This is a genomic window from Microcoleus sp. T3_A4, from assembly GCF_036700465.1.
GTDB lineage: Bacteria > Cyanobacteriota > Cyanobacteriia > Cyanobacteriales > Microcoleaceae > Microcoleus.
On sequence record NZ_JAUBOY010000026.1, the window covers coordinates 49,125 to 68,480 of the forward strand.

Annotated in this window: 13 protein-coding genes; 9 read left to right on the top strand and 4 right to left on the bottom strand. The window is 47.2% G+C overall.

All coding sequences use genetic code 11. The features are described from left to right. The first annotated feature begins 44 nt into the window (after window positions 1-44). The 8 genes from recN (at window position 45) to QUA07_RS16075 (ending at window position 12,585) form a co-directional block, all read left to right on the top strand. Window positions 45-1,799 (top strand): DNA repair protein RecN, encoded by a 1,755-nt coding sequence (gene recN, locus QUA07_RS16040; protein WP_333326722.1) that lies wholly within the window; start codon window positions 45-47, stop codon window positions 1,797-1,799. A gap of 600 nt (window positions 1,800-2,399) precedes the next feature. Continuing rightward, entirely contained in the window at window positions 2,400-5,582 is a 3,183-nt protein-coding gene (locus QUA07_RS16045; protein ID WP_333326724.1) for a GAF domain-containing protein, read from the top strand. Window positions 5,583-6,035: 453 nt separating this feature from the next. After that, window positions 6,036-6,584: an inorganic pyrophosphatase gene (locus QUA07_RS16050; protein ID WP_333326726.1), complete on the top strand. Its 549-nt coding sequence runs from the start codon at window positions 6,036-6,038 to the stop codon at window positions 6,582-6,584. Between the two features lie 159 nt (window positions 6,585-6,743). Next, window positions 6,744-8,093: a serine/threonine-protein kinase gene (locus QUA07_RS16055; protein WP_333326728.1), complete on the top strand. Its 1,350-nt coding sequence runs from the start codon at window positions 6,744-6,746 to the stop codon at window positions 8,091-8,093. Between the two features lie 149 nt (window positions 8,094-8,242). Continuing rightward, complete coding sequence (locus QUA07_RS16060) at window positions 8,243-9,817, top strand: serine/threonine-protein kinase (RefSeq protein ID WP_333326730.1); 1,575 nt, start codon at window positions 8,243-8,245, stop codon at window positions 9,815-9,817. Between the two features lie 245 nt (window positions 9,818-10,062). Next, window positions 10,063-10,575 carry an inorganic diphosphatase gene (locus QUA07_RS16065; protein WP_006634582.1) on the top strand — a complete coding sequence of 171 codons (513 nt, stop codon included), beginning with the start codon at window positions 10,063-10,065 and terminating at the stop codon, window positions 10,573-10,575. Window positions 10,576-11,089: 514 nt separating this feature from the next. Further along, window positions 11,090-11,998 (top strand): MBL fold metallo-hydrolase, encoded by a 909-nt coding sequence (locus QUA07_RS16070; protein ID WP_333082256.1) that lies wholly within the window; start codon window positions 11,090-11,092, stop codon window positions 11,996-11,998. Window positions 11,999-12,018: 20 nt separating this feature from the next. Then, a complete protein-coding gene (locus QUA07_RS16075) occupies window positions 12,019-12,585 on the top strand; it encodes a diheme cytochrome C (RefSeq protein ID WP_333326732.1) in 567 nt (188 codons plus the stop codon). Here the strand turns inward: QUA07_RS16075 and QUA07_RS16080 are convergent. Then, complete coding sequence (locus tag QUA07_RS16080) at window positions 12,557-12,718, bottom strand: hypothetical protein (protein WP_333326734.1); 162 nt, start codon at window positions 12,716-12,718, stop codon at window positions 12,557-12,559. The two genes, QUA07_RS16075 and QUA07_RS16080, sit on opposite strands and share 29 nt — an antisense overlap. 396 nt (window positions 12,719-13,114) lie before the next feature. Here QUA07_RS16080 and QUA07_RS16085 point away from each other — a divergent pair, with 396 nt between their 5' ends. After that, window positions 13,115-13,672, top strand: coding sequence for an HPP family protein (locus QUA07_RS16085; protein ID WP_445305895.1), 558 nt, complete (start codon window positions 13,115-13,117; stop codon window positions 13,670-13,672). A gap of 144 nt (window positions 13,673-13,816) precedes the next feature. Here QUA07_RS16085 and QUA07_RS16090 read toward each other — a convergent pair whose 3' ends face one another. The 3 genes from QUA07_RS16090 to QUA07_RS16100 form a co-directional block, all read right to left on the bottom strand. Beyond that, complete coding sequence (locus tag QUA07_RS16090) at window positions 13,817-14,953, bottom strand: phosphodiester glycosidase family protein (RefSeq protein WP_333326738.1); 1,137 nt, start codon at window positions 14,951-14,953, stop codon at window positions 13,817-13,819. 137 nt (window positions 14,954-15,090) lie between these two features. Continuing rightward, window positions 15,091-18,216, bottom strand: coding sequence for a phosphoenolpyruvate carboxylase (gene ppc / locus QUA07_RS16095; protein WP_333326740.1), 3,126 nt, complete (start codon window positions 18,214-18,216; stop codon window positions 15,091-15,093). Window positions 18,217-18,636: 420 nt separating this feature from the next. Then, window positions 18,637-18,879, bottom strand: coding sequence for a hypothetical protein (locus QUA07_RS16100; RefSeq protein ID WP_333082250.1), 243 nt, complete (start codon window positions 18,877-18,879; stop codon window positions 18,637-18,639). Window positions 18,880-19,356: the final 477 nt, after the last annotated feature.

Consider the following 19,356-nt stretch of genomic DNA (forward strand, 5'->3'; position numbering starts at 1 on the left):
CCAATTTCCAATTCCAATTCCAATTTCCAATTTCCAAATTCCCCATGTTAATATCCCTCAGAATAGAAAACTTTGCCTTAATAGACTGCCTGGATCTAGAATTTGGCCCGAGTTTGAACGTATTTACAGGGGAAACCGGCGCTGGTAAATCGATTATCCTAGATGCGATCGATGCAGTTTTGGGCGGGAAAGTCGATCGCCGATCGATTCGCACCGGAGCAACGCGGGCAATACTGGAAGCTACCTTTGAATTGGACAAAGCCGCATCTTTGTGGCTGGGCGAGCAAGAAATTGAACCCATAGACGGAAATTTAGCCGTTTGCAGCCGGGAAATTAACGCATCAAGCGGTGCTCTACGCACCAGATCCCGGTTGAACGGAATTCTCGTCAACCGCCAGTTAATGGACCAACTGCGCGATCGGCTGGTCGAAATTACCGCCCAAGGCCAAACCGTCCACCTCGGACAAGAAACCCTCCAGCGAGAATGGCTCGATTTATACGGCGGCAAAAAGCTCGCTGAAGCGCGATCGATCATCGCCTCCGCGTGGCTGGGAGCCAACAGCGCCAAAACAGCCCTCAAACGGAGGCGTCAGTCGGAACAGCAGCGACTGCAAAGACTTGATTTGTTAGAATACCAAGTCCGAGAACTCGGCGAAGCCCACATCGAAGACGCCGACGAACTCGAACAGCTAGAACACGAATCAATCCGGCTGGGCCACGTCGTCGAATTGCAGCAGCAGAGTTACCAAGTCCACCAAGCCCTGTACCAAAACGAAGGCGACACCGCATCAGCCGCTGACTTGTTGAGCAAAGCCGAAGTAATTTTAAGCGACATGGCGGTTTACGATGTGCAGTTGCAACCAATCCTAGAAATGGTCAGCGATGCTTTAGCTCAAGCCACAGAAGCCAGCCGGCAAATTAGTAGCTACGGCGAACAATTAGAAGCAGATCCCGAAAGACTCGAAGAAGTAGAAGATCGGATTCGCGAACTCAAACAAATTTGCCGCAAATACGGGCCGCTCAAAGAAGCGATCGCCTACTACCAAAGCATTCAAAACGAACTAAATGAACTTTTAGAAGGAGGCGAGTCAATGGAAGCCTTAGAACTCGCATATCAGACCGCTTTAGAGCAATTAAAAGACGCTTGCAGCCACCTCACTACCCTGCGGCGCGAAGCAGCCCTCAAACTAGAAACGCACCTCGTAGGAGAACTTAAGCCGTTAGCAATGGAAAAAGTGCAATTTCAAGTCGAGATCTCGCCTTGTACCCCAACTGCTACCGGTGCCGACCAAATCGCCTTTTGTTTCAGCCCCAATCCGGGCGAACCTCTGCAACCTCTGGGCGCGATCGCCTCCGGGGGAGAAATGAGCCGCTTTCTACTCGCTATCAAAGCCTGTTTTTCCCAAATAGAAAGTGCCGGTACGCTGATTTTTGACGAAATCGACGCCGGAGTCTCCGGGAGAGTCGCCGGGGCGATCGCCAAAAAACTCTACCAACTTTCCGACAAACACCAAGTTCTCTGCGTCACCCACCAGCCGCTGATCGCCGCGATGGCTGATTTTCATTTTCGCGTCAACAAACAGACGATCGAAGCAGAACCAAGTATTGGCGAACCCGCAGCCGACTCGGAACCAATGGAACGCACAGTAGTGAGAGTTGCCGCCCTCAACAGTGAGCAGCGGCGGGAAGAACTCGCCCAACTCGCCAGCGGCCGCTCAGCAACAGAAGCCATCGCGTTCGCCGAATCCCTGCTTGTCGAAGCCGCCGGATTGCGCCAAACTCAGTCCGCCAAACCCTGATGACACACTTGAGCCGATCGGGGGGTTAAAAGGCGGAGTTTTTTCAGAGTCGGAGGTTACACTAAAAATATCAACCGCAAATTTTACAAAAAAAAGCTGAAAACCCCGTGAATTTAGTGGGATGAAAGCTAACAGCAGCAAAATAGAGAGAAATTCTAGTTAAAAACCACAATTGTGTAGAGAAGGGCACACATCACTAGCAACTGGTAGTGTCACAATTGCGGCTAGTCCCACAAGGCCACCCCTCTTTCAGTAGTCCTCCCGCCAGTACGCATTCATGTTCCTGCGGGCGATCGGCTCAAAGCTCGGTAGAACATACTTAAACCAGGCACGCACAATGTCAAAATCAGTTAATAAACCCTTTAAACAAGATTGGCGCTCTGTAAAAAGATTGCAGCACTCCCACCGCCTCGTTACTCTCCCACCCTCCGTTCAGCAACAAGGTCAACTTAATTTCCCTTGTCTTGTGGCCGGAGTTCTGTAAACTGGGAAATACTTTCACACATACTTGAGTCTTGTGCGACAAGTGACTCACTAATCAACTTCCCCACTCTCTTGGCTTAGAGACTAACCCTTACACTTAAGCTTCTGTAAAGGTCTATGAAATCTGCATCTTCCACCAATTACTCTTCTCTGGACAACGTGATTGATGTCGCTGTTGTCGGCGGTGAAAATCATCATCAGGAAAATTATTCTCCCCCGGAAATTAGGAGCAGTGCAATTATCCCGCGCCAAGGAAACCTCTCTGGCATTCTCGACCTTCTAAATAAGCAAAGTTTCACAGTAGTAGTTAAGGAAGTAGAAGACAAACTTAAGGTTGTCAATCAAACGCTGGGAATGCTCGACAATATCCTGGAGAGCGAGGGATTTGATGCCATACTCAACGAGATGTTGCAGTCGATTACCCTCAAAACAGGGGAATTGCTGAATGCCGATCGCACCACGATATTTTTATTAGACGACGAAAAAAATGAACTCTGGGCGATCGTTGCTAAAGACGAAAATGGCAAAAACCTAGAAATCAGAGTTCCCGCCCATGTAGGCATTGCCGGAGAAGTAGCCACGTTCCAAAAAGTGGTTAATATCCCTTACGATTTTTACAACGACGAACGATCGGCTAACGCCAAAAAATTTGACGAAAAAACGGGCTACCGCACTTATACAATGCTGGCAATGCCCCTGATTAATGAAGACACAAAAGAGTTAGTAGCAGTTGTTCAACTGATTAATAAATTAAGACCAAATCACGAAAAATACCCAACTTTAGACGAACAAATAGACAGGCACGGATTTACTAAAGAAGACGAACAAGTTTTTAAAGAATTTGCTCCCTCGATTCGCCTAATTCTAGAATCTTCCAAATCTTTCTACGCAGCAACTCAGAGACAACGCGCAGCAACGGCGCTGATGAATGCCGTCAACGCTCTTTCTCAGAGCAGTTTAGACTTAGAAGATACCCTAAAAAGGGTGATGGATCAGGCCCAAGAACTCATGAATGCCGATCGCAGCACCCTGTGGCTGATCGACGAAGAGAAAGACGAACTGTGGACGAAAATCCCGATGGGTGGCAACCTTAAAGAAATTCGCATACCCAGAACCGCCGGTTTTGCAGGCATCGTCGCCCAATCTAGCGAACCGCTGCTGATTCCCTTTGACGTGTACGACGACCCCCGCGCCGCCACTTCCAAAGAAGTAGATCAAAAGTCGGGCTACCGCACTTGCAGTATGCTTTGTATGCCAGTATTTAACTCGGACAAAAAATTAATTGGCGTCACCCAATTAGTTAATAAAAAACGACAAGGAGAATTCCCCCCCTACAACCCGGAAGATTGGCCTCACGCCCCCGAACAGTGGAAAGCGAGTTTCAATCGCAACGACATGGAATTTATGAAGGCGTTTAACATCCAAGCAGGAGTCGCGCTGCAAAACGCCAAACTGTTTGCCGAAGTCAAACAGCAAGAACAAAGACAAAAAGATATGCTGCACGCCTTGACTAACGGCGTAATTTCTACCGATAAAAAAGGCAATATAGTAGCGACAAATCCCAGTGCCAAAAAATTACTGGGTGTCAGCGATGCAGAATTAGCTGAAGGTCAATCTTTGCGCGAGTTAATTAAGTTAGAAAAAGGCGATTTTGCCAAATGGTTTGATACGTCTTTGTCTCCCGAAGACGATCAGGATCGCCAGCAGTATTACCCAGATCAAGTTTTGCTGTCCTTTGAAGGAGAAGCGCAAAGTATCAATCTCTCGATTAATTCAATGACCGACGCTACCGACCCCAGCAAGGTCAACGGCGCGTTAGTAGTAATGGAAGATATTAGCAGTGCCAAGCAAGTCAAAAACTTGATGTACCGTTACATGACTCCAGAAGTAGCCGAAGCTTTGTTAGCTTCAGGGGATACTGGATTGGGCGGTAAGCGCAAAAACGTTTCGGTGCTGTTCTCAGACATTCGCAGCTATACCACACTTACGGAAAAATTGCAAGCCGAAGAAGTGGTAGTGATGCTGAATAAATATTTTGAAGTGATGGTAGATGTCGTATTCGAGTACGGAGGGACTCTCGACAAATACATCGGTGACGCTCTGATGGCAGTTTTTGGCTCTCCAGCGCCCCTAGAGGATCATGCTTGGTGCGCCATGCAAACGGCGGTGAAAATGCGGGAAAAACTGGCCCAGTTCAATCGAGAGCGTATGGCAAATGGCGAATTGCCGATCGGCATCGGTATGGGCGTACATTCCGATGAAGTTGTCAGCGGCAACATCGGTAGTAGCAAACGCATGGAATTGACTTCTATAGGAGACGGCGTAAACCTCGCCTCTCGCTTAGAAGGCGCTAGCAAGCAGTACGGCACCGACTTGATCATCAGCGACAATACTTACAGAGATTATGCCGATCGGCTGTACGTGCGAGAACTCGACTTTATTACTGTCAAAGGCAAAAGCGAACCCGTAATCGTTTACGAACTCGTCGGCATCCGCGAGGGATACTCGCCAGTGGGCAAGCCCCTAACCGAAACACAGCAACAAACTATAGAACATTACACCAAGGGGCGCGAACATTACAAAACTCCAGTCAGCCAAAGACTCTCAGAAAGTGAGGTGAAAAACATCTTAAATGAGGTCGCCGAAATGCCAGAGGCAGAGATTAAGAAACTGTCCTACAATCTAGAGCAACAGTTGGAACACGAACTCAAGAACCTGTTATATCAACTGAAAAAGCTGTCAGAGTACGACCCGAAAAACCTGTCGGAAGCAGACAAACTCATCGTACTGTTGCAGCCTGAAATCCAACTGCTGAAATTGGAAGGCATCAAAAACCTCTCGGAAGACGAAGCCAAAATGCTGCTGCAAGCAAAAATCAAGCCCCTATCAGCAGACGATATTAAATACTTGCAAGAAGGCGAAGTCAAAAAGCTCTTGGAAGCAGACATCTTAGAACCATCAAATCCCCAAATCAAGCGGCTGAAACCCTCAGATATCAGGCAGCTATTGCAGGCGAAAATTAAAAGTCGGGCCTGTGAGACAGTTGCAGAAATGTTAGATGAGGAATTTGAAAACCTGGGACTTGATCGAGTGAAAAAACTGCTGAGCGAGTTTAAGAAAGCCTTAGAACCAAAAGCCAAGCAAGCCTTTAAAGACGCTGAACGCGAATTTAACGCCGTTCTGGAAGTTGACCCGAAAAACAAGGCAGCTAAATTGCACGTCGATCGCTGTATGTTATTTCAACATCGGTTTTCAGACGTACTCAACTGGGATGGTGTGTGGAATCTCACAGAAAAATAGCAGTAGCCCACAGCAAATGCTGGCGGTGGCGTCAGGGTTCCGGGTGGGGGCGATCGCGATCGGGGGTGCGCCTCCCATCCGGCCACCAATTAACCTGAATATCCTATTGAGGTAATCGTAAATAAGCTCCAACAGGTATTATGGTTATATAACCGGATTTGAATTTGCCAGCGAGATGCCGGGGTTTCGCCCTAGGTGTTTCGTTCGCACTACCTAGCGCAACAAACTTAGCACTTCTATTATTTGAAGCGCTTAAAAATAGTTAGGACGGGCAGCAGCGTTACCCGGTTTCTGAGAAAAATCTTGGAGAAAGGCGACGAAACATCCGCTCAAAAACCGGGTTTCTCACCCCGCCCGCGTAAGTCTTAATAGCGTTAGCGGCTCCTAAAAAGAGCTGACTTCGCAGATAGTCAATGTTCTAGTCTTAGATATAGAAAACCACTAGCGTCAGTTATGGATAATTGGAATTCGCAATCGGGAGATGTTGAGTGGGTAGATCAGGTTTACCAACTATTGCTGGAGATTGCTCGGAGCTCCCTGTCAGATATCCCCAGAATCCCGGAAAACATCACTGTTAAGGCTATCCCTCTGATCCAGAAGGTACAAAGCATTCAGCAAAGACCTGACGGGCAAGTGTTCAAATCAGGTTCCTTTTCAGTAAACGATCACGAATGGGTCGATCGAGTCTGCCAACTATTGGTAGAACTAACCAGCGCGTCTTTGTCCGAACAGCCCAAAATGCCGGAAAACCTGGCAGGCAGATCTTTAGCCCTCGCTGATCGAGCACAAAAAATTAAAGAAGATATCGAAGAAAATGCAGCCCAAACCCCAGCAGATGAAGAGGAGAATTCCTTACAGTCTCCAGACGCGCTGCTTTCCCTCTTGCACCACAGTTTGAAAACTCACCGCGCCAAAAGCTACAACCCCGATGCCCCCGAATGGCAGCAAGTCTTGAGCCTGCTCGACGTAGTGCAGTCAATTTACAAGCAAATCCAAAATTAAATTCAAGCTTAACTCAGGCGCGTCTTGATTGTGCGCGATCGCTGGCTATTAAAGGCAGTTGCTCTTTGACATAATTTTTTTTTGCTGTAGCCCGAACATTTCCGATTATTGCACTTTTGTCAACTACACTAGGTTTAATCGGTTCTAGGGCAAAAGAACATGAGCGGAGAAAACATCGGCGATTTGTCAAAAGAAATATTAGCCGATCGCTATCAGTGCGATCGGCGGCTCGGCAAGCAAGCAGGAAGGCAAACCTTACTCGCCCGCGACTTAAAAACGCAACAGCAAGTAGTAGTCAAACTTCTCTCTTTCAGCAGCGACTTTAACTGGGAAGACTTAAAACTGTTCCAGCGAGAAGTCGAAACCTTAAAATCCCTATCCCATCCAGCAATTCCCCGATATCTCGACTCCTTTGAAATCGACACGCCCAAACGCAAAGGATTCGCCCTAGTTCAGACTTACATCGCAGCCAAATCCCTACAAGAATATCTCTCAGACGGCCGCACCTTCAGCGAAAGAGAAGTCAAACAATTAGCCACAGCATTATTAGACATCCTCGCCTATCTGCACCAGCGACAGCCCCCGGTGATTCACCGCGACATTAAACCCAGCAATATTTTACTCAAGAATCGATCGGGCAACAGCGTCGGCAAAGTCTACCTAGTCGATTTTGGTGCAGTTCAAACCCTAGCAACCCAACAAGGAAAAACAGTCACCGTTGTCGGAACTTATGGCTATATGCCGCCCGAACAATTTGGCGGGAGAGCAGTTCCAGCTTCCGACTTGTACAGCGTGGGAGCAACATTAATCGCCTTAATTACCAAGCAGCATCCTGCCGACTTGCCACAGCAAGATTTGCAGATCGAGTTCGAGCAATTGACCAAACTCAGTCCCGGTTTTACCAATTGGCTGAAGTGGATGACGCATCCGAGTTTAGAATGCCGTCCCGCCTCAGTCCAGAGCGCAAAAGAAGCTCTAGAAAAACCGCCGCAAATCAATAAATCTTCCCTGCCATTGAGAAAGAAACAGCCCGTGTATCATCCCCTGGCCTTATTGCCTCGTGCGATCTGGTACAGTTTTGTTACCGGAGTTATAGCGGCAGGAGCTTGTGCACTTATTTACGGCTCCTTGCTTATGGGTTTGATGACGACGACGGGTTGGATCGGGATAACTTTAGGGGGGATAACGATGATAATTATGGCAGTCTTTTTGAGTCTTCATTTAGGCTTGCTGCTGGGGTTGGGAAATGGAATAATCATAACGATCGTGACCCTATTGTGGTTTCATCCCCTCACTAACCCCAAACTTCACCGACAGGTTTTAAGTTCAGTTAGTATGCTAATCTCCGCCTTGATAACTATCTATTTCTTTAAAAATATGAATTTTAAACCTGAAGGAAATTCCAATTATATTTTCTTTGCGATTGTCCCCTCGCTAATTACAGCACTATCTCAGGGGGAAAGTAGCAAGTTTATTGCCCGGTGGTATCAAAAAGACAGCGGACTGTAAACTTTAAAATAAGAGCGTGTTTGGTTGATTAGTTATCATTTTTAGCGACAGTGAATAATCACCAACTACCGACGAAATACCTGATTTTTAGAATAAGTCAGGTATCTAATCAAACTGTTTAATTTAAAGTTCAAACAAAGGTCAAAAACATGACTTGCAAAGTATTAGCAGAACGCTACGAAGTGCAGCGACAACTAGGAAAACAAACAGGTCGTCAAACGCTGCTGGCTCGTGATTTGCAAACTCAAAAATTAGTTGTCATTAAACAGCTATTTCTCGGCAGCGATTTTGAATGGCAAGACCTCAAGCTATTTGAACGAGAAGCGGAAACTTTAAAAGCACTTTCTCACCCAGCAATTCCGCGCTACCTCGACTACCTGGAAATTGACGAACTAAACAGTAAAAGCTTTGCCCTGGTACAGACTTATGTAGAGGGAAAAACTTTGCAAGATCATTTGCGATCGGGGCGTACTTTTAGCGAAAGCGAAGTGAAAGAATTAGCTAAATCGCTGTTAGCAATTTTGAATTATTTGCACGAGCAAAATCCGCCTGTTATTCACCGCGATATTAAACCTAGCAATATTTTACTGCACAGCAGATCAGGTAACTCGGTTGGACAAGTTTATTTAGTTGATTTCGGTTCGGTGCAAAACCAAGCTGCAAAATTTGGCGGCACAATTACAGTAGTGGGAACTTACGGATATATGGCACCGGAACAATTTGGCGGGCGCTCGGTTCCGGCTTCTGACCTCTACGGTTTAGGTGCAACTTTAATTTATGTGGTAACGGGTTTGCATCCCACCGAACTGTCGCAGCAGGATTTGAAAATTCAATTTGCCGATCGGGTACCGCAGGTCAATCCTAATTTAATAGATTGGCTGGAGTGGATGACAGAACCGAGTTTGTCAAAACGGTTATCTTCGGCTGAGGAAGCATGGCGAACGCTCAAAAATCCCCCATCGAGCGAGAAAATTCACAAAGATTATATAACATTGCAGCCACCTGGTAGCGAGATTAAACTCACAAAAACTTCGGAGTTTGTAGAAATTGTAATTCCGTCGCAGGAAGTGAGTTTGGGTTTAAGTGCCCTGCTTGTGACCGCGGTAGCTGCGAATATTGTCCCCTTCGGCTGTCTTTTAGTTTATATTTTAAATGCAATCAACGACGGCAGTAAAATTACTAATTTACCGATAGATAGTCAAGTTATTATTATGATAGCCGGCGGTTACTTAGCTCTGGTAGTAATAATGTTAGCTAGGGTAGGAGTAAAGTTTCTGTTGGCACTGTTTCGCAGAGAACTTCGCCTCAGAATCGATCGCCAGCAAATCTCCTGTAGCAGCCATCTGCTGGGGTTGAGATGGAATCATGCCAAGCCATCTCCCAGGAAGGAGATTTGCCAGTTGGAAATTCAACAACGTGAATATAGAAACAGCGGTATTGGTGTAAAAGTTATAAAAGTTATAAAAGTTATGATTTTTGCTTTTTCAATCCCTAGAGAGTTATATCAAATGGCATCATTACTTATGCAGGATGGCCACTCGGAAGTGAAATTAGGGAAAGTCTATCAGATGATAGTTCAAGCAGGCAAGCAGAAATATCAGTTAGGAGAGAAGGAGGGACTAAGTGAATCAGAAATCAAGTGGTTAGCAACAGAACTAAGCCAGTGGTTGAGATTGAAAATTCAAAGAACTTTGACAGACGGTCAAAAGAAGAGATCGATGTGAAAATATCTCCCTCGCCCAAACAAAGCATTCCCCTCTCAAATTGTGGGATGGGCGTCCCGCCCGTCCCCTCTCTCTTGTGTGGGATGGGCGGGACGCCCGTCCAGTTTATTCTCCCAGCCGGCGACACACTCCCCCGCTTTCGGTCAATCTCATGCAGCATCGATCCCGATCGCCCGTAAAATGCTATCAAAGGGATTTGGCAAGTAGCACTCATCCCAATCATCTGTTAACTTGGAGATATTGTTGTGGACTTATCGCTAATTCCGGCACAGCCGAAACCAGGACTGCTCAACGTCCTCATCGAAATTACCGCCGGTAGCAAAAACAAGTACGAATTTGATAAAGACTTGCAAGCCTTTGCTCTCGATCGGGTGCTTTCTTCCTCAGTCCAATATCCGTGCGACTACGGCTTCATACCCAACACCTTAGCCGATGATGGCGACCCCCTCGACGGCATGGTGATGATGGATGAGCCCACATTTCCAGGGTGCATAATCGCAGCTCGTCCGATCGGAATGCTGGAAATGATCGACGGAGGCGACAGGGACGAAAAACTTTTGTGCGTTCCCGACAAAGACCCCCGCTACGCTCACTATAAGTCCCTCAAAGACGTAGCCCCCCACCGCTTGGACGAAATAGCCGAATTTTTTAGAACCTACAAAAATTTGGAGAAAAAAGTCACGGAAATTCTGGGTTGGCAAGATGTCGATCAAGTCATGCCCTTAGTGGAAAAGTGCATCGCAGCCGATCGCAAATAAGCCCCTAGCCCGCACTCCTCGACTGCAACCCGACTAAAAACTCAGGGGGCCGAACTTAAGGCGCTGCTGCACGTCTAGGGATGTAGTCGAGGAACGGGTAGCTAGAAGGTCAAATCCGTCGTCAATGCTGAGTCACCGGAACAGCATTCCTAAAAACCCCGCCCCGGCCCCAATCTTGAAAAAAATACTACTCCTAGAGTAAGATTAAGCGCAAATTATACCCCTGGGGAATGCGTTCTACGTTTGAGGAAGTTTTACCCGAACAACTCTGGTTCGGCGCTATCTTAATCTCAGAACAAAGAACACGACGGGCAGCCCGCATTATGCAAAAAATAATCTCTCAAGCGTGACATCTCCTACACGAATCGGTAAGGTTGAGAATTCTAACAGCCCAAGTATTAGGTACTCGAATGGTTTCCCGATCAAGGGCTTTATTATAGTACAGATTGCTAAAAAGTAAAAACTAAAAACTAAGATTTCAACTCCCAAGTTCCAGCCCCCAAAGCTAAAAAAAATGCCAGATTCCGCACCCTCTCTACCCAATCCACAGCCTTCCGATCACAAAGCCACTATGGAAAATAGTCCTTTGACCGAGTTTGTCGTTCAGTTTTGGGGCGTGCGGGGCAGCATCGCCACCCCCGGCACCAAAACACTGCGCTACGGAGGCAACACCTCCTGTGTAGAAATGCGCTTGGGCAAAAAACGTTTGATTTTTGACGGTGGTACGGGCCTGCGAGTTCTGGGCCTCAATCTGCTGCGGCAAATGCCGGTGGAAGCCCATATGTTTTTCAGCCACACTCACTGGGATCACATTCAAGGGTTTCCGTTCTTTACTCCCGCCTTTATCCCAGGAAACTGCTTTCACATTTACGGTGCGATCGCCCCCAACGGCACTACAATCAAACACCGTCTTGCCGACCAAATGGTGCACCCCAATTTTCCCGTCCCCATCCAGGTGATGCAGTCAGACCTCAAATTCAACGATTTGACCCCTGGGGATATTCTCGAACTCGACGATGTGAAAATCGAAACGGCACTGCTGAACCATCCCAATACCGCGATCGGATATCGAGTCACCTGGGAGGGACACACAGCCGTCTACTGCACCGATACAGAACACTTTCCCGATCGCCTTGACGACAACGTGTTACACCTAGCTCGCAACGCCGACGTGCTGATTTACGACGCCAACTACACCAACGAAGAGTATTACGACTTCAAAACCCCAAAAGTCGGCTGGGGACACTCGACTTGGCAAGCAGGAGTAGAAATAGCCAAAGCTGCTGGAGTCAAAAAAATCGTGATGTTTCACCATGATCCGGGTCACGACGACAATTTTCTCGATCGTACAGAAGCAGAGGTGCAGGCAGTTTTCGCCAATAGCTGCTTAGCCCGCGAAGGCATGAGCATACCAGTGATTTAACCAAAAATAAATTCAGAATTATGAAACACGAAAAACCCCGCAAACGTCGCAGAGTAGGCTTGCGGGGGCTTTACTCAACGTTGCTAGTATTGATAATTATCTGTTGTACCTGCGGCGGATGGGTTGCAGCTCAGACTGCCTATTCTGGCACTCCCGCGCGACTTGCTCAGGTGTCTTCGATCGAGGATACTGGTACGGTTGATCGCATCCCCGAACGCTACCAACTCGGACAGCAACTGTACCTAGAAAACTGCGCCACCTGTCACATCGCTTTACCGCCGCAAGTATTACCTACAGAAACTTGGCGCAGATTGCTGCAAGATCCCCAACATTACGGACAAACCATCAAACTGCTAGTAGACCCGCCCCGCATCCTAGTTTGGAACTACCTGCAAACTTTTTCTCGTCCCCAAGCAAAAGACGAAGAACTCGCCTACCGAGTCGCCAGTTCTCGCTATTTCAAAGCACTGCACCCCAAAGTAAAACTGCCACAACCCGCAAATATCAGCAGTTGCGTTACTTGTCACCCCGGCGCGTCTCAATACAATTTCCGCAAGCTTACCGCCGAGTGGGAAAACTCTCCGTAACGAAGATTAAGTTCGTAATTATATCCGAGTGCGAGCGAGACGATCGCACTAACAACAAAACGGCGATCGCATTCTCCACTAGAGACTTATCCAAAGTGTGGGTGCGATCTTTCAATTCATGCTTACTGGGCATCGCACCTTACCAATAACCTCTCGCTTTAGCCTCCTCAATAACTCTGACGGCTAACGGTGAAGTTGTGCGACTGCCCATAACGTCTGTTGCAAAACCGACCAAACTTGCTAGTCCGTTCCAACTGAGATGTTGCACCATTCTCAATAAGCTTTATATGAACAGGCTTTTCGGCCTGTTCCACAAGAAAATTCACTCTTTGTGGAACAGGCATCTTCCCTGTTCCTGAGAATGGTGCAAGATGTGGGTTCCAACCGAGTGGTTCGCTGCGGCTTGGGTGGCATAGAAGTAAAAAATCTGTGCCTTTAACTACTTTTTGAGCAATTGTTATGATATCTTAACTTTAGCAGAGGCTAGTTCAGACAATTTAAGAAGCCTGGTTATCAAGTAACCTGATTTATGATTGACCCTAAAAAAATTCAACTGAAATGGGAAAGTTATTGGTTTAAAACCCTTGGGAGATGGCAATCGTGTCCATTGGCCTGCCCAATAGACAGACCTCATCCTCGGCATATTTTTTGGAGTTGGATTGGCAGTTTTTTGGCAATCACTGCAACGTCCTATCTTGCTGTAAAAACTAATTCTCCTTTACTAATGGCTCCGTTTGGCGCTACAAGCGTTCTGATCTTTGGCGTCCCTGACAGCCCTTTGGCTCAACCCCGGAATGTCATTGGGGGCAATTTCTTCGCTGCTCTCACCAGTTTAATGATTCTGCATTTTCTCGGTTCTTCTCCCTGGGCGATGGGAATGGCTGTTTCTAGTGCGATCGGAATTATGCAGATTACCAGAACTCTACATCCGCCTTCGGGAGCAGTTGCCTTAGTCGTCATGATGACCCAACCAGACTGGAAATTTTTGCTAACACCTGCTTTTGAGGGCTCAATAATCTTGGTCTTGTGCGCCGTCATCTTTAATAATTTAGCGGCAGAAAGGACGTATCCCAACCACTGGTTATAGCATTGTCTCTAATTTTCTCATCTGCTCCCGAGGGAGCACTACCCAAAATCTGGATCCTCCCTCGATTCCGACTTCCTTCTTCCTTCTTTCTTCCATCCGTTACATCCCGATTCACTGCGAGTTGCCGAACTTCCTGCTGCTAGATCAATCAAAAAACACTGATTTGTCCGGCGTTGGTCGAGATCCCTTTTGAAAGCGTTCCCAGGACTCCTTTAACTGAGTCGGCGCTGGATATTCTTTATCGTAAACCACCAGGACATTCGTCAAATTCCGTCCCGGCGGCAATAAAATCTGCCCTTGATGAGCCAAACCTACCGAAGCACCACCGTCCAAATTCATCGCTTCAAAACAGCCGATCGCCTGCATAACTTTAGCTTCTGCTTCCAAAGACAAACTGTCAAGAAAAGTCACCAAAAATAACTTATCTCTCGAAGCCGGAAAGCCGATCGCCGTTCTCGAACCCACGCCCAAAACACCAGCATCTTTAAAACCTTCCGACAAAGGAGACAGCCAAACTTTCCCCGCTTTAACCAATCTCGGCCCGCAAGTCAGAGAAAACCAATGTTGACTCCAATCCGGCTTACCTTCAGTTCTAGCCGTCACCATTTCCAATTGATTTCCCGCTTTAATTCCCAAAGTCGTGCCGTAATTTTCCCATCGACTATATTTCAGATACTTACCGGCCGCCACCATATTTCCCAGCACAGATTTCTGCTCATCTTTACCAAAAAAAGTCCCGTTAGCAACAACAGCAGCCCGGTAACGCGACACCATATTTTCAAAAGGTTCGTCGCCCCGCGTTACTTTAGAAGTATTTGCAAAATCTGCATTATTAGCTAACCCAATTGTGATATAAATTTCTGGGTCTGCGAGGTCAATAGTTGTGAGATAAAAACTTGCGCCAGCTATATTTTGGCTGCTGACTTGTACAGGTTTTGCTTGCTTAGCAGAACGTTTGATAATTTGAGGTTGAGACGGTTGCGTAGGCGGAGAATTTTCGGGCGATTTTACAATAGGATTACTCGGCAGAGGTTGATGGGTTTTTGCCGATTTTACAATGGGATTGTTAGGGAGAGGTTGAGGAGTTTGATTTGATTGTATACTTGATAGAAAAGCGAGTGACTTTTGCCACAGTTGACCCACGAGAGTCAAGAAACTATCTCGGTTTTGGGCGATCGCAAAATAGTCAGCCGCAACCCGCGCCAAAGCGATGCCCGTTAAAAATAAAAAAGTGCGCCGCAGCATCGGGCGACAACCTTCAGACTGTTTGGGTTTAGACATAAAAAATCTCAGCTAGGATAGCGAACAGTTTCCTATGGCTGTGACTACAATGGGCGATCGCCTGAATTCTGAAACTACCAGTAGCAAGGTGCGCGCTTACGCACCTTGCTACTAATTCAAAACTCACAACTATTTGCCTAGCCGGTATTCCGCATCCCCGCAGCAATTCCATTAATCGTCAGCAAAGCTCCCCGCAACAATTCACCCTTGCTGTAACGCGAGTGAATCACCCCCGGAACCCCGCCACTACCATGCTGCCGCAAGCGTTTCAGCAACGAAACCTGCAACAAACCCAAAGGCACAATCGTCGCATTTCGCAACTGCACCGATCGCTGCAGGGATGGATCTTCGTCCAACAAACGTTGGTGTCCGGTAATCGTTAAAACCAAATCGCGAATCAAGTGAAATTCGGCAGCAATTTGATCAAATAAAGCCTTAAAACGCTCCTTATCAGCAGGCAAACCTAACTCCTGCACGTAGTGTTCTGCAATCTGCAAATCCACCTTAGATAAAGTCATTTCCACCTTAGAAATTACCATTCTAAAAAATGGCCATTTTAAGTAGAAATACTGCAAAAGTTTCATGTGTTCTTCCGGTTCCTCCAGCAAAAACTCTTGCAAAGCTGTGCCGACACCGTACCAAGAAGGCAGCAAAAAGCGGCTTTGAGTCCAGCTAAACACCCACGGAATTGCTCGCAAACCGCTGATGTCTTTTTTGCCACCCCGCCGGGCCGGACGAGAACTAATTTGCAACTGGCTGATTTCTTGAATCGGGGTAACTTGGTGGAAGAAATCAACTAAATCCGGCTGTTCGTAGATTAAATTGCGGTAGTGCGATCGCGATTTCGCCGACAACTCCTCCATAATCTCATTCCAAGGGTCGATGCCATCAAAACCAGTGTGCAGCAAACTAGCTTGAATTACCGCCGCCGCCACAGTTTCCAAATTGTAAAGCGCCAACTCCGGCAAAGAATATTTAGAAGCCAAAACCTCGCCTTGTTCGGTAATCTTAATTCGCCCGCTAATACTCTTTCCAGGCTGAGCCAAAATTGCCTTGTAAGCAGGCCCGCCGCCTCGCCCTACAGAACCGCCTCGGCCGTGAAAAATTCGCAACTCTACATTGTATTTTTCCGCAACCATTTGCAAAGCCTTTTGAGCTTTGTGGATTTCCCAATTGCTGCTGAGGAAACCCGAATCTTTATTGCTGTCGGAATATCCCAGCATCACCTCTTGCAATTTAAGAATTTCGATTGGGCATTTGAGATTTTCTGCGTTTTTTACCGCTAGTTCCTGCGCGTATCCTCCTGCTAGCAAAGCTCGATAAAGTGGCAAATCAAATATTTGCTGCATAACTTCCGGCGCTTTTTTCAAATCTTCCACAGTTTCAAACAGGGGAACTACTTGAATGCTGCTAATTCCTGTCGCCGGATCGTAAATTCCGGCTTCTTTTGCTAACAACAAAACCGCCAGTAAATCGCTGACATCGTGGCTCATGCTAATGACGTAAGTTTCGCAAATTTCAGGACCAAACTCCTGCTGCATTTGCCGCAATATTCGGAAGGTATTGATGGTCTCGCAAGTTTTGGGAGAAAAGGGCAATTCTGCTGGAATTAAAGGGCGGCGAGTTTGCAGTTCCGTTGCCAGCCAAATAATTCGATCGCATTCCGACATTTGATTGTAAGGCTTAGGCAAAATTTGCAAGTATTCAGCAATTTCGCTCAAAGCGTCGGAGTGTACGGTTGACTCTTGGCGGATATCTAGGTAAGCCAAATTAAATCCGTAAATTTCTACTTGGCACAGCAGATTTTCCAAGTCCCGACAGCTCAAACCTGTTTCCACTAAATTGCGCTCGATGAGCTGCAACTCGGTCAAAAACTCAGTACCAGATCTATAAAGCCCCGACATTCCGGGATGTTCTGACAAAGCTTCGCGTTCCCGCTGCAACTCGTCTCCTTTGTAGAGCCGCCAATTACGATCGCGCGTATTTTCCAGTCGCTGCTGCACGTAGGCCAGCTTCAACCGATAAGGTTCTTGCCGATAGCGGATTGCCCACTGCTCGTAAACATCCGGAAATTCCGATTTGTCGCGATCGAGAGATTCGAGCAATTCCGGCAGCACGTCGCTCCAGTGCAGCGACAAACTCAAAAGTTCGTTCAGCCGCTTCACGGCGTTGATGTACTTACACAGCACCAAATGGCGCTGATAGCAAGCGGTTTGCCAAGTAACTTTCGGAGTCACAGAAGGATTGCCGTCTCTGTCGGAACCTACCCAAGAACCGAATTTGCAAAAATTGTAACTCGGCGGTTTCAGGTAAGGATAAGAAGCGTGCAGCGCTTGCTTGAGTCGGTGGTAGAGTTCTGGAATTGCATCAAACAACACTTCATCAAAGTAGTGCAGAGTGTACTCCACCTCGTCAAGCACAGTTGGCTTGAACTGGTGCAGTTCGTCAGTGCGCCACCATAGGCGAATTTCTTCCATCAGTTGCTCTTGGAGAGCGGCTGCTTCCCAGCAAGACACCGGGTAGGGGCTGGGAGAGTCTGCCCCGATCACCTGAAATTTCTCGTCAACTTGGTCTAGCTGTTGGAGAATCTTCGCCATTCGTCGCTGTTTGGTGCGGATCGTGTGGCGGACAATTTCCGTCGGGTGAGCGGTGAATACTAAGCGGATGTCCAACTGATCGATCAAGCGCTGAATTTGCTGGCTGGGCACGTTCAAGCGCAGCAGCATCGGGAACAGTTGGTGAAAAGTGCCGGCATCTCGGGCGATCGTCTCGTTGCTGTCTGCCTTGCTCAAAGCCATTTGGGCTGGGACTGGGCCTTCCCGGTGGCGCGGGCGATCGGGGGCATCAGTTGCTTGTCCTGGCAGCTTAGAAAACATCCGCCCACCAGCATCGTTGCTGCTAGCGTAAGCTAGCTGTTGGTCTCGCTGTTCGTAGTGCTGTTCGACAATGTTGATCAACTGAAAATACAGTGCAAAAGCCCTAGCGGCGCGGATGGCGGCGTTGAGGTCGAGCTTTTCGATTAGCTGTACGACATTCGACTCGCGAAAGTGAGTGGCCTGTCCCTCGGCGGAATTGACCGATCGCATTTGTTGGAGCAAATCCACCAATTCCTGCCCGCACTCCTGTCGCAGCACCGATTCCCACAAGTCCTCTACAACTTTGAGGCGATTTCGCAGAAACAGGTCTGATTTTGAGTAAGCGGGAGAATGGGAAATAGATGTTGTATCAATAGCCTGTTCTGAAGACTGGAGGACTGAACTCATCGGGCTGTTCCTCAATAGCTGCGGGTGTCAAGAAAATTGTATGGTTTAGTTTCGCCTAAAACACTTTTGTTTGCAGTCAAATTTGAGACAACTTATTGCAACGTAGAAAGTAGAAGGCACTTATGTACAAAGTATAAGGAAAGATTAATTCTTAAACCACAGATTGTACCTATTGTCAAGCTTTTATATCAGTTGACTTGCGATTTTAGATTTTAGACGCTCGGCCTGAGACGTTCGGCGAGCGGTCAGTTAAGTCGCGCTAAGTCGAACAATTTGAGATTTACTCCCAAGATGAATCTGGGAAGTTGAAATCGGGTCGAAAATTTTTCTCTCTCCCCGACAAAAGTCGGGGACTGGTATCCGTTTTTGGGCGGGGTCAAAAAAATTAACTTCTAGCTGCAGCATCCTTCCTTGGGCTTTCTAATCCTGTGATTGAGGAAAGTTGAGTACGGGAAGGCGCGAACCCCGAAAGACTTCTTCGCTTTCAACGCCGATCGACGCAACAAACTCAGCAGCAGCTTTAGCCGCCACCAACCCGCCCAGCATGGGTAAAGCGACCAAGCTCAACAAAATATCTGAGGGAACTGGCAACTTTGGACTCTCAGGTGTTTGATTTTTGAGCAAGTCTTGGTTTTCCGACGGCATAAATTCCTCCTGTGTCAATCCATAATCCTCAGTTTACAAGCCAAATAATGATCTTGACCGCTGCTTTCTGACTAATAACTTCTGAGATCAAATCCGGTGACATCCGACGAAAGATATCCTGCAAGCGATCGTCCCCGCGTAGCCAAGTCTATAAATATCTTGTCGCGAGATATTAAGCTCGCACTCGGAAAAAACGCTTTGTATAAAATCGGGATACTCCCCGAATGGGATCGATCGTGCGACTCTCTCCGCGGAGCATGACGAAACCACAGCACTACAGTCGGAAAATAATAGACATTTCCAGAAAAGCCAGTCTTGAACAGGCATCCTGCCTGTTCCACAAGAATTATGAGAGAGGTCTAATTATTATTCGGATGCAAACGGAAACGATATGACTAATGACGAATAACTTGTTGATTGGCTTAATTTGGACCTATCTGTGCCAAAATGTCGAGGTATTATCAAAAAAATATTCCCCAACGGCTCGAAGCCGAG